The organism is Pseudomonas sp. W5-36 (assembly GCF_046540455.1).
In the GTDB taxonomy this organism is placed as follows: Bacteria; Pseudomonadota; Gammaproteobacteria; order Pseudomonadales; family Pseudomonadaceae; genus Aquipseudomonas; species Aquipseudomonas graminis_B.
Map to the genome: position 1 here is coordinate 14,953 of NZ_JAXCIQ010000004.1, position 10,953 is coordinate 25,905.

The 10,953-nt window shown below is 56.1% G+C and carries 10 protein-coding genes; 2 read left to right on the top strand and 8 right to left on the bottom strand.

Annotation, left to right across the window (positions count from 1 at the left end; translation table 11 throughout):
• Window positions 1-51 precede the first annotated feature (51 nt).
• Window positions 52-1,263, bottom strand: coding sequence for a pyridoxal-phosphate-dependent aminotransferase family protein (locus tag SLW74_RS08370; RefSeq protein WP_410928603.1), 1,212 nt, complete (start codon window positions 1,261-1,263; stop codon window positions 52-54).
• 161 nt (window positions 1,264-1,424) lie between these two features.
• Here SLW74_RS08370 and SLW74_RS08375 point away from each other — a divergent pair, with 161 nt between their 5' ends.
• Entirely contained in the window at window positions 1,425-2,150 is a 726-nt protein-coding gene (locus SLW74_RS08375) for a GntR family transcriptional regulator (RefSeq protein ID WP_065992768.1), read from the top strand.
• Between the two features lie 25 nt (window positions 2,151-2,175).
• On the top strand, window positions 2,176-3,429 hold the full coding sequence (locus SLW74_RS08380; protein WP_410928604.1) for a glycine hydroxymethyltransferase: 1,254 nt from the start codon (window positions 2,176-2,178) through the stop codon (window positions 3,427-3,429).
• A 477-nt stretch (window positions 3,430-3,906) separates the two neighbouring features.
• On the opposite strand, the gene SLW74_RS08385 is transcribed toward SLW74_RS08380, so the two are convergent.
• The 7 genes from SLW74_RS08385 to SLW74_RS08415 form a co-directional block, all read right to left on the bottom strand.
• The gene (locus SLW74_RS08385; protein ID WP_410928605.1) at window positions 3,907-4,881 is read right to left on the bottom strand and encodes a restriction endonuclease; all 975 of its coding nucleotides are present in this window, start codon (window positions 4,879-4,881) and stop codon (window positions 3,907-3,909) included.
• Window positions 4,882-5,104: 223 nt separating this feature from the next.
• Entirely contained in the window at window positions 5,105-5,824 is a 720-nt protein-coding gene (locus tag SLW74_RS08390; protein WP_410928606.1) for an HNH endonuclease, read from the bottom strand.
• Between the two features lie 675 nt (window positions 5,825-6,499).
• Window positions 6,500-7,390 carry a hypothetical protein gene (locus SLW74_RS08395; protein ID WP_410928607.1) on the bottom strand — a complete coding sequence of 297 codons (891 nt, stop codon included), beginning with the start codon at window positions 7,388-7,390 and terminating at the stop codon, window positions 6,500-6,502.
• A gap of 2 nt (window positions 7,391-7,392) precedes the next feature.
• Entirely contained in the window at window positions 7,393-8,169 is a 777-nt protein-coding gene (locus SLW74_RS08400) for a Bro-N domain-containing protein (protein ID WP_410928608.1), read from the bottom strand.
• A gap of 93 nt (window positions 8,170-8,262) precedes the next feature.
• Window positions 8,263-9,510: a ribonucleotide-diphosphate reductase subunit beta gene (locus tag SLW74_RS08405; protein ID WP_037012114.1), complete on the bottom strand. Its 1,248-nt coding sequence runs from the start codon at window positions 9,508-9,510 to the stop codon at window positions 8,263-8,265.
• A gap of 607 nt (window positions 9,511-10,117) precedes the next feature.
• Complete coding sequence (locus tag SLW74_RS08410) at window positions 10,118-10,741, bottom strand: putative adenosine monophosphate-protein transferase Fic (protein ID WP_410928609.1); 624 nt, start codon at window positions 10,739-10,741, stop codon at window positions 10,118-10,120.
• A complete protein-coding gene (locus SLW74_RS08415; RefSeq protein WP_122535490.1) occupies window positions 10,741-10,911 on the bottom strand; it encodes a YhfG family protein in 171 nt (56 codons plus the stop codon). The genes SLW74_RS08410 and SLW74_RS08415 overlap by 1 nt, the downstream gene beginning before the upstream one ends.
• Window positions 10,912-10,953: the final 42 nt, after the last annotated feature.

The window sequence follows — 10,953 nt, forward strand, 5'->3', positions numbered from 1 at the left end:
ATAGTGAGATGTGTCAAAAACGCTGCGGGGGTGCCGCAGCGGGGTGTGGCATTAGTCGCGTCGCAGCGGCACCGATTGCCCTCCCAGGTAATCCATGGCGGCCAGCACGCCGCTGGACTGCAGTTTCACGCCGGCCATCTGCAGGCCCATTTCGCAGCCGGTCAGGGTGGCCATCAGCATCAGATCGTTGCAGTCGCCCAGGTGGCCGATGCGGAACATGCGGCCTTTCATCTTGCCCAGGCCGGTGCCGAGGGACATGTCGAAGCGCTCGTAAATGGTCTTGCGCAGCTGGTCGGCGTCGATGCCTTCGGGCGTCATCACACCGGTGAGCACGGGGCTGTAAACGCTCGGGTCGGCGCACTGGATTTCCAGGCCCCAGGCCGTTACGGCGGTGCGGCAGGCCTTCGCCAGGCGGTTGTGACGGATGAACACGTTGTCCAGGCCCTCGCCGAGGATCATGTCCAGCGCTTCCGACAATCCGTACAACAAGTTGGTGTTGGGCGTGTACGGCCAGTAGCCGGTCTTGTTCATCTCGATGATGTCGTCCCACGCCCAGAAACTGCGGGGCAAACCGGCGCTTTTGCTGGCCTCGATGGCTTTGGGCGACAGGGCGTTGAAGCTGATGCCCGGCGGAAGCATCAGGCCCTTCTGCGAGCCGGAAACCGTCACGTCCACGCCCCACTCGTCATGCCGATAGTCGGCGGAGGCCAGGCCGGAGATGGTGTCGACCAGCAGCAGGGCAGGGTGGCCCGCTGCATCAATGGCCTTGCGCACGGACGCGATGTCCGACGTCACGCCGGTGCTGGTCTCGTTATGCACAACACAGACCGCCTTGATGCGATGCCCGCCGTCAGCCCGCAGGTGGTCTTCGATCATTTGCGCATCAACCCCGCCGCGCCAGCCTTCAATACCGGGCCGACCGATGAACTGCGGTTTGAGGGCCAGACTCAGGGCCATCTTCTGCCACAGCGTCGCGAAATGGCCGGTCTCGAACATCAACACTTCGTCACCCGAACTCAGGGTGTTGCACAGCGCCGCTTCCCAGGCCCCGGTGCCCGACGCCGGATAAATCACCACCGGATGCACTGTCTTGAAGATCTGCTTGATGCCTTCCAGCACCTTGAGCCCCAGCTCGCCGAACTCCGGGCCACGGTGGTCAATGGTGGGGTAACTCATCGCCCGAAGGATGCGATCCGGAACCGGACTAGGCCCCGGAATCTGAAGGAAGTGGCGACCGGCAGGGTGGAAATCGAGCTTCAGCATCGGTGACTCCTGGTTTTTTATAGTTTTGTATTTTGAATTCAAAATTAACCTAGCACAGGGCGATGCTGTGTCAAACGGCCTAATTACGCTAATCTTCCCAGCGAACTGGAGCATTTTCGAATAAGGACTCGATGCCAGAGCGGGTCCGATAAGGATTTTGTATGCAAAATTTTGACGAACTATCCGACCAACCGGCGCCCCGTCTCATTCCCAAGGTCGAACGCCAGCGCCTCCATGACATCGTCATTGATCACCTGCGCGGCTTTATCACCGAAGGCGTGCTCGCCCCGGGCACCAAACTCAACGAGCGCGAGCTGTGCGAAACCCTCGGCATCTCCCGCACGCCGTTGCGCGAAGCGTTGAAGGTCCTTGCCGTGGAAGGGCTGATCGAAATCAACCCCAACCGTGGCGCCAGCGTTGCCCGCATGTCGGAGCTGGAGATTCGCGAAACCTTCGAACTGATGAGCGGCATCGAAGCCTTCGCCGGAGAGCTGGCCTGCGAGCGCATCACCGCTCAGGAAATCGAAGACATCAAAGCGCTGCACTACGCCATGGTGGTCAGCAAAAACCAGAATGACCTGCCGGGTTACTACCAGCGCAACCGCGCCATCCACGACCTGATCAACCTGGCCGCGCGCAACTCGGCGCTGCGGCAGGTCTACCTGTCGCTGAACCGGCGCATCCACGCATTACGCTTTCTCTCCAATCATCAAGCCCCGAAATGGGACCGCGCCCTGCACGACCACGAAGAAATGATCGAGGCCCTGCAAGCCCGGGACGGCAAGCGCCTGAGCAGCATCCTGCGGCACCACCTGCTTGAAAAACGCGACGCCCTGATGCTGCTGGTCAGGGACGAGTCCGAGCACCCGGATTCCATTCGTCGTTGATGCGTCATTAAGGAGGCTGCCGACCATGCCCCGTGATCTCGATGCATTGCTCGCCGCTTGTGCCGACCGATTGCCGCAACTGGAAACCCAGCGCCTGATGCTCTATGCCGGCGCCAACCTCCCCAGCGCCCGCGCCATGGCCGCGTACAACCCTGCGCTCAGCGCCTACCCGGCGATGGGCCCCACCGGCCACAAAGAACAGCCCGACACCGAACTGGTCAGTGAGCTTGAAAGCTTCACCCGCCAGGCGGCCATGACCCTGTTCGGTGCGGCATGGGCCGAAGTCCGCCTGGCTAGCTGCACCTTCGCCAACCTGGCCATCTTCCACGCCTACTGCCGACCGGGCGACAAGGTGCTGGCACCCGCTGCCGAGCACGGCGGGCACCTGAGCCAGCGCCGGGGCGGCACCGCAGAATTGGCAGGTCTGGTGGTTGAAGACCTGCCATTCGACCGCCGCAACTGCCAGCTCGACGCAGCGCGCGCGGCGGAAATGATCACCCAAATCCGCCCCAGGCTCGTCGTGCTCGGCCGCAGCGTCATGATCAAGGCCGACGACATCGCCCCGGTGGTCAACGCCGCCCGTGCGGTCGGCGCCAAAACGCTATTCGACGCCTCCCACATGCTGGGCCTGATTGCCGGCGGCACGTACCCCAACCCCTTTGACGCTGGCGTCGACCTCATCAGCAGCTCCACCTACAAAACCCTGCCCGGTCGACCCCAAGGGCTGGTGCTCGGACGTGACCCGGACGATGCACCGGCGCTGCACAACCTGCTCGACACCCGCCTGCTCGCGAACTACGACGCCGGCCGACTGCCCTCCCTGGCGGTCACCCTTACCGAGGCCCAATTCGATGGGCGGGAATACGCCGCCCGCATTGTCAGCAACAGCGCGGCGCTGCATCGCGCGCTGGTCGATGCCGGGTTGCCCGTCATAGGGGCTAATGACGGCGAGGTGCACACCCATCAACTGCTTTTGCCGCTGTCACTTGATGCTGATCCGCGGGCTGTGATGCACGCGTTGCAGGCGCAGGGGATTCTGATTGGGACTTGTGTTGATCCTTCCCGTGCGGGACATCAGGCGCTGCGGTTGGGTACGCAATTTATTACCCGGCAGGGGATGGAGGTCTTTGATATGACAGAGGTAGCGCGACTGCTAGGCGATGTTTTGCGTGTCGGCGGTTGCGGTCGGCTGCATGCTCGGCCGGTCGCTGATACCGCGCAGATATCAGGTCGGATTCAGCAAATCCTGAGCAAAAAAAAGCCGCTGGGGAGCGGCTGAAGTTTGGAGCTTGGAGGCACCACGTCGGGAGCAACGACGCAGCGAACGACAGAAACAAAATGCTAAAAGCTGATCAGGCGTTTGACGTTCTCCGGCTTGGGTGTAGGTTTCCATCGTTCCGCGCTTGGCGGGTTTGATGGGGTGAAGCCACCTTACGAAGCATCGGACGCAGGGGCAAATGAAACCCGGGTAACTATTGGTTAGCGAAAATGTTATGTGCGGGGAGGGGGGTGAGGGCGGAACTTTCAGGATTTCGTGATGCTTCGCAGCACGGCGCTTTGTATGAGGGCGGCAAGATAGTCCCGGCCAGGCACACATCCACTGTAGGAGCGTGCTTGCCCGCGAAATCGTGTCAGCACCTGATTCGTCACTGACACACCGCCATCTCATACCGCCGTCAGAGTGTTCGCGCGGGGGGGGCTTTGTGGTGCGGAGCACGCCATGGGTTGGCTGACGTGCTCAGCTAGTCTTGCGGCGTTACTTCACCGTCATCGGCGCGAAAATCGGCCGGATCCCGCGGCATTTCGGATAAGCCACGCAACCCCAGAAATTCCCGCCCGCGTTGGCGCCGGTTCTTGCGACACGTATCACCATGGTTTTGCGGCAGTGCGGGCAGAGTGGTGCAGCAGGTTCAGGCTCGGCTTCTCGTGTGACGGGTTGCGTCGCGGTTGGAGCTGGCGCTTGAACGGGGATCGGAGCTGGAGCAGGACTTAGCGTAACGACCACCGCCGGCTCAACGATTACTGGCTCGACACGCTCTGGTACCACCTCGACCGTCGGCTTTGGACCAGGCTTCTTCGCCTCGGCGATCCACTGCTTCAGCACTGTCCCGTCGACCAGTTGCACGTTACGGCCTTCTGCAAAATCCCTCGCTGGTTTGGTGAACGTCCCACTGGTGACCACGAAACCGCCGACAGCGCCCTTAGCCGCCATCGCGCCATACAACTCCCGCACCACCGGCACGCCCACCTGTACCGAACGCCACTGCTTGCACTGCACCACGTACGTCTCGCCGTCCTTGCGCGCGATCAAATCGATGCCGCCGTCCGGGCCGTTTTTGCCTGTTTCTCGTACTGAATAGCCGCGCCGACGTAGGGCTTCGCCCACCAGTAACTCGAACTCGTGCCAAGAGATGCTCAGCAGTGGGTTGCCTTTGGTGGCGGCGGCGGATTCGAGGAGATTACGGCGTTTGCGGCGACCGATGATTGAGGCGATGGCGCCGGCGGTGAAGATGAATGGCAGGAGGTATTGCCCAAACAAAGCGCCGGTGTGCGCCATGGTGCTGAAGACTACCGACTGCAATTGTTGAGGGTCTGAGTAGACCGGCATTGGCGCGGTCGCTACCGAGTGCAAGTAAACGCCGGAGCTGATCGCAATGAGCGCGCTGATCCACCAGGGTAGTTTGCTGGCGATCTGAAAAAGGTCTTCGAAGAGAGAGGTTTTCTTGGCCATGTCCTTGGTCTTTTTTTAATCCGTTGGTGTGGAGAACTGGTGAGCGCTGCACGATCTGTAGGAGTGAGCTTGCTCGCGATCCGGTGCGGCAGATATCAGCGTATCGGCGGGTTGGCAAATATCGAGAGCGCCTCTTTTCTTTCGTTTTGCCTGCAGATAAGGTTTTAGCTTTAGGTATTGTCCGGTCTCTGTCCGGTGATCAAGCCGGGCAGCGATAGTCAGGCTAATTTTCTCGTATCAACCGCGAAACCTTCTCGTACAACGACGCGGTGAACGATTCCCTGTCGCTGGAATGATGGCAGCGACGATGACAGTTTGGACAAAGCGCGACGGCGTTGCTAACGCGATCCGAACCTAGATCAGCCAGATGCTTTACATGATGAACTTCTAGGAATGGGACCCCGTTCATAAGAAACGGAGCTGACTCGCCACATCCTTCACAAATACCTTTGGCGTGCTGACGTACCCAAGCTCTTACCGCTGGATCACGAACAAACATCGCTCTAGAAGAGGCCGATTGTTGTGGCTTCGCGATACCTTCCGGAGGATTCTTAATCGGGCGCTTTTCAAGCTGAGTAGCTCGTCGTTCAAGCGTCGCGTCATCAGCGGTAGGCTCTAAGTCTTCAGGATTGGGTTTGTTGTCCCACTCGATGAGCCTCTCGCGAATGATCTTTTCGACATTAGCGCCAGCGTGACCTGCGGGCTTGTAGCCAACGATACTGGGACGGCCCATCTGACTCAAAACAGCTGAGATGTTTTGCATTCTGTACTCGACGGCGCTGGCATTGCGCCCCGCTAGAGGCCCCGCACGCAGGGTGCGGTTCTCGTGAGCTTTGTTAATTTTCTGGCCATTCTGCTCGCGTTCCAGCATGTCGAGATATGCATCGACAGATGCTCTTATCTCGAGATCAGTCCATCTGAGACTGCCTTTCTTAATTTCCATGCGACCGCCGAAAGCTCTAGACCCTCGAACGATACTGAATAGCCATTATCTACGTCTAGGAAATTTCCTACAGAAGACGGCCACGTTTCTTGCGTTTGCGACACCCACTTGATCGTTCCCGCGCGCTGCGTGGAAATTCAGCCGAGGCCGCTCTGCCTCCTTCACCTCCAACGCTGCGCCTCGATCAGCCCTGACTTAACGTGGTAATCCAGCGCACTCAAATATCGGCATTGGTCTCCGAAGTCCACATACCTTCGCTTCACAGGGTTCTAGTGCATGTAGTCGAGCTTCTGCTGCATGACACTCTTGCTGTAGACCATCTCCGCATGCACGCCGTCCTACCAGACCTCATAGACGACCGAATGCGCACACATAGCTAATCGAAGCCGCTGGAGAGTGCTCACAGCATGCGCGAGTTAAAGCTAATCGACGACATTTTGCGAAGTGCGGTGATTTAAGCCGGCAATGGATTTGAAAATTGTAGATACGGCGCGGTGATGCCGGTATTTTCAGTATAACAACGCTTGCTGATAGCCTAATAATAGTAATGCGTTATAAAAATGTTCAGGTATAGCTAAATTTGATGGAGTGTTGGACAGGCCTGTAGAGTTACTAGATCAACAACTAGCTCAGAGTGAGCGGAGACGATTGATCAGTATCTCAGCGGCGGAATGCCTAGTTTTTCGGCCGTTTCAGTGATTCGAGAAGTAGGCCAGCCGTTTGCTTAGGTATATATCCCTGCGATATTTTTCTGTCTAGGTAAGCCGGAAACTTTTGTGGAAGATATACGTTTTCAAGCCATACTCTGAATTCGCCTAGTGCGCCCAGTGGGTAAATGTTGGCTTCAGTCTTAGCACTGGATTGTGGGAAGTACTCAGGATACTCATGAGGAAATTTCTGACGTGCACCATGAGCCGACTCAAGGTTTTCGGCTTTCCAGTAACTAGCCCACATTTGGCCAACACTTATGTCAGGTACAGTGTGGCTATCTATAATCAGTCCGGTCTCAATCGCTGATATCACAATATCGGCAATCTCCCTAAACACGCTAAAATAGCCCGCGGGAAGCTTATTTAATAAAATCCTATCATGGTAGTGTCGCCATGAGTTTAGCTTTAGTGACTCAGGTGAAAAACCTACGCTTTCGTAGATAAAATCACGCAGCGTCTTCCTTGCGAGTAAGCGATAGTTTCGCTGGGCAGTTTCTGCGTCTGTGTTGTCAGAGTCAAATGCGTAATATTCAAGGACTGCCATACAAACCGCGTCTGGATATGCGCTTATTTTTTGACCGTGTTGCTCGGTTTTTATTACTATTCTTTCGCTTGTAAATTTGTGTTGCTCTAATATTTGCTTTATCCGCTTTCCTCTAGGTTTGAATTTTTCGTCACTCCAATTATTTGAAAGGTCACTTATCGTTTTTGGATTTACTCCGCAAAGGCGCGCTAGACCGCGTTCTGTGAGGTAAGGAGTTGTGTCATTTAAAACTCCCATCTGAATGCCATCCACTTCTTTGAACGAAGCTGATGGCAGCTCTAACGGTAGCTCGGATTGGATAAGTTCGTGCATTGTTATACTCCCTGTATCATTTTCACTGCTTCATTAATTATTATTGGCGGATAGAGATGTTCCTGAGTTCCGTTTGTGCTGAGCTTGTTCTTTGTCCGAACTCCTTGCTCTATGCAGAGTTTGGTGCACATTGCCCAAAGGTGCTGGTGGTCGATACTTATATTGTTGGTTTTACAGTAATCTGGGATATTGGTAAGGTCTTTGAGGTCGGTCTGTGGTGAGATATCTTCGATTTTCTTATTTATCTCATGCAGCTGTCTCTCCGTATTCTCAAAACGAAGTCTCGTTTCATGAGCCAGCTTTTCACGTTCTTCGATTTCACGTATGAGGAGATTAGTATTTTGAGCGAGCGCGTGAGCCAAGGACATTATCTCTGAGCCGCTCGGTTTTGATGGTGGAGGATATGTACCATGCTTATGAATAGATGGGAGTACTTCGTGAAATAGCCAGCGCTGAAATTTTTTACTTGCAGGAGTGCTATCTGTTGAGATTAACCGGAATAATCCTGGTTGGGTTATAAATACTTCTTGTCGGGGGTCGTTCGATTTGTCATCAGGAACTGAGAAGTTTTCATATTCATCCGTGTCTAGTACTTTCAATTGTGCTTTTATAAGTTCGCCAAGTCCGACCTTCACTTTATTGTTAATAGCCTTGTTGGATTTGGCAAGCATAAGAACGACATCTTCAAGCGAGACGTATAGCGTCTCTTTGATATAGAAGCTTCTTATTTTAGAACTATCTCCATCGGTTTGGTATTCAAGCAGCATGGGTGTGTTCATAGTGTACTCCTTAATAAAAGCCCTGCTTGCGCAGGGCTTTTATTTATATGTCCGTATTGAAGTATTCACCTTATATCATGGCTTTAAGCCATATCAATCCCAGCTCAACGCCCCACCCGTCTGATACTCAATAACCCGCGTCTCAAAGAAGTTTTTCTCTTTCTTCAAGTCCATGATCTCGCTCATCCATGGGAACGGGTTGGTGGTCCCTGGGTACTCTTCCTTCAGACCAATCTGCGACAGACGACGGTTCGCGATGAACTTGAGGTAGTCCTCCATCATCGCTGCGTTCATGCCCAGTACGCCGCGAGGCATGGTGTCGCGGGCGTATTCGATTTCCAGTTGGGTCCCTTGCAGGATCATCTGGGTTGCTTCTTCCTTCATTTCGGCATCCCACAGGTGTGGGTTTTCGATTTTGATCTGGTTGATCACGTCGATGCCGAAGTTCAGGTGCATGGACTCGTCACGCAGGATGTACTGGAACTGTTCTGCGACGCCGGTCATTTTGTTGCGGCGACCCATGGAGAGGATCTGGGTGAAGCCGCAGTAGAAGAAGATGCCTTCCAGGACGCAGTAGTAGGCGATCAGGTTGCGCAGCAGTTCTTTGTCGGTTTCGACGGTGCCGGTTTCGAACTTCGGATCGGAGATCGAGCGGGTGTACTTCAGGCCCCAGGCTGCCTTTTTGGCGACCGACGGGATCTCGTGGTACATGTTGAAGATCTCGCCTTCGTCCATGCCCAGCGATTCGATGCAGTACTGGTAGGCGTGGGTGTGGATCGCTTCCTCGAAGGCCTGGCGCAGGATGTACTGGCGGCATTCAGGGTTGGTGATGAGGCGATACACGGCCAGTACGAGGTTGTTGGCAACCAGGGAGTCGGCGGTGGAGAAGAAGCCCAGGTTGCGCAGGACAATGCGGCGCTCGTCGTCGGTCAGGCCTTCCGGGTCTTTCCAGAGGGCGATGTCCGTGGTCATGTTGACCTCTTGCGGCATCCAGTGGTTGGCGCAGCCGTCGAGGTATTTCTGCCAGGCCCAGTCGTACTTGAAAGGCACCAGCTGGTTGAGGTCGGCGCGGCAGTTGATCATGCGTTTTTCGTCGACCGCGACGCGGGCGGCGGAGCCTTCGAGTTCGGCAAGACCTTCAGCGACGTCCAGCTTGTCCAGCGCGGCTTTGGCGCGGGCAATGGCGTCGGAGTCGTTTGCGCTGACGGCGCGGGCTTCAAGCGCAGCAGCACCACCGGCGCTGTCGAGTTTGTCCATCGCGGCTTCGGAAGCATGGCCGGCGTTGGCGCCTTTGGCGGGTTCAGCGGCGTCTTCTTTGTCGAATTCGTCCCAGCTCAGCATGGTGATGAGGCTCCTGCTTGGTGATCGCCGAAACGATCGGTGGAATTTTAAAGTATGAGATGCCAGCGTCGCGTTGAGAACACTGGCAACGAATGTCTTGGTTACGCTTGGGGTCTTGTGGCTACCAGTCGGTCAGGCCGCCGGTCGCTCGTTGGTATTGCCGCTGTAGTCGCGACGGGTCAGCGCGCGGCAGGTGTATCTGAGGTTGTGTCCAGGTGAGCCATGTTTGCTGATGCAAATCGTCATTGTCCTACCCTGGAACGAGCGCGGGATTATACAGATATCGCCCAACACTTGTTCATCCGTGAGTGGATTAAGCATGTGTGAAATCGCTTTACTTTTTAGGGTTTTGCCTGGGCTTTTTGGTTCGCCGGAAACGATGCAAAACCTATCGCAAATCGCTTATGTAGTGTTTTTTACATTTCGAAACGCAGCATATAGTGTCTTCGGTTTGCCGGCAATCGCACAGAGTGTTCAAAATCTGGGCATCGTGACGCAAGTCAATTTCTCTGATGTCCGCAGCCACTGCCGGCTCTGGAGGATATGCGTATTTCGCTGTAGCGGCGAACAGCTGTGTCGAAGGTCATAATCGACGAACGGACGGTAATCAGGCTTCGGCTGGCGTCGGAGCTTCGCGCTCTATGACCCCCCCAACACACCGCTCAAACACCCGCACCAACCCCTCATAATCACACCCCACCGCATCCACATTCGCCCGTATCCATTCCTCCGCCTCCACCGGCCACCAGCTGATCTCAAACCCCGCATTCACGATGAGGTGTTCAAACAGAATCCGCTGCGCCCGCCCATTCCCTTCTCGAAACGGATGAACCACGTTCAAATCCCCAAACAGCTCCGCACTCGCCGCAATCAAGGCTCCACGATCCAGCTCCTGAAACCAGTTCGCGTCGGCCAGTACCTTGAACAGCTTATTGGCCTCGGGCTCGATGCGGTGGGTCACGCAGAAGTGGGTCTGGTCTTTGGAGATGTCGACGGTGCGCAGTTCGCCCGCCCAGTCATAGAGATCGGCGAACAGCTGGCGGTGGATGGCTTGCAGGTAGGGCAGGTCGTAGGGAGGAGGGGAGAAGTCGATGGCTTCGGCGGCGACTTCGGACAGGTCGCGCTCGGCTTGGGCCAGGGTTTCAGCGTCGGTGAGGTCGAGGCGGTTGCGCAGCACATTGCTGCCGGGCGGACAGTAAGGGTCCTGTCCGACGCCGTATTTGTCGACCATCAGGCCTGTTTTTTGCGGTAGCTGGTGAGCAGCTCTTCCCGGGAGGGCAGGCGGCGTTCGGAGTCGGCGGGCGAGCTCTCGTAACCTTCCAGACGCAGGCTGGCGGCGTAGTTGGAGCGGCGCGTTTTGGCGCAGTAGGCTTTTTTGGACTCTAGCGAGGCAGCTGGCATGGGCATTCTCCTGGCTGGGAATGAGTGGAGTGTAACGCAAGA

What these genes read in the sequence shown, in the direction of transcription:
- SLW74_RS08370 (WP_410928603.1), bottom strand. Translation starts at nt 1,263, where the DNA reads ATGCTGAAGCTCGATTTCCACCCTGCCGGTCGCCACTTCCTTCAGATT.
- SLW74_RS08375 (WP_065992768.1), top strand. Translation starts at nt 1,425, where the DNA reads ATGCAAAATTTTGACGAACTATCCGACCAACCGGCGCCCCGTCTCATT.
- SLW74_RS08380 (WP_410928604.1), top strand. Translation starts at nt 2,176, where the DNA reads ATGCCCCGTGATCTCGATGCATTGCTCGCCGCTTGTGCCGACCGATTG.
- SLW74_RS08385 (WP_410928605.1), bottom strand. Translation starts at nt 4,881, where the DNA reads ATGGCCAAGAAAACCTCTCTCTTCGAAGACCTTTTTCAGATCGCCAGC.
- SLW74_RS08390 (WP_410928606.1), bottom strand. Translation starts at nt 5,824, where the DNA reads ATGGAAATTAAGAAAGGCAGTCTCAGATGGACTGATCTCGAGATAAGA.
- SLW74_RS08395 (WP_410928607.1), bottom strand. Translation starts at nt 7,390, where the DNA reads ATGCACGAACTTATCCAATCCGAGCTACCGTTAGAGCTGCCATCAGCT.
- SLW74_RS08400 (WP_410928608.1), bottom strand. Translation starts at nt 8,169, where the DNA reads ATGAACACACCCATGCTGCTTGAATACCAAACCGATGGAGATAGTTCT.
- SLW74_RS08405 (WP_037012114.1), bottom strand. Translation starts at nt 9,510, where the DNA reads ATGCTGAGCTGGGACGAATTCGACAAAGAAGACGCCGCTGAACCCGCC.
- SLW74_RS08410 (WP_410928609.1), bottom strand. Translation starts at nt 10,741, where the DNA reads ATGGTCGACAAATACGGCGTCGGACAGGACCCTTACTGTCCGCCCGGC.
- SLW74_RS08415 (WP_122535490.1), bottom strand. Translation starts at nt 10,911, where the DNA reads ATGCCAGCTGCCTCGCTAGAGTCCAAAAAAGCCTACTGCGCCAAAACG.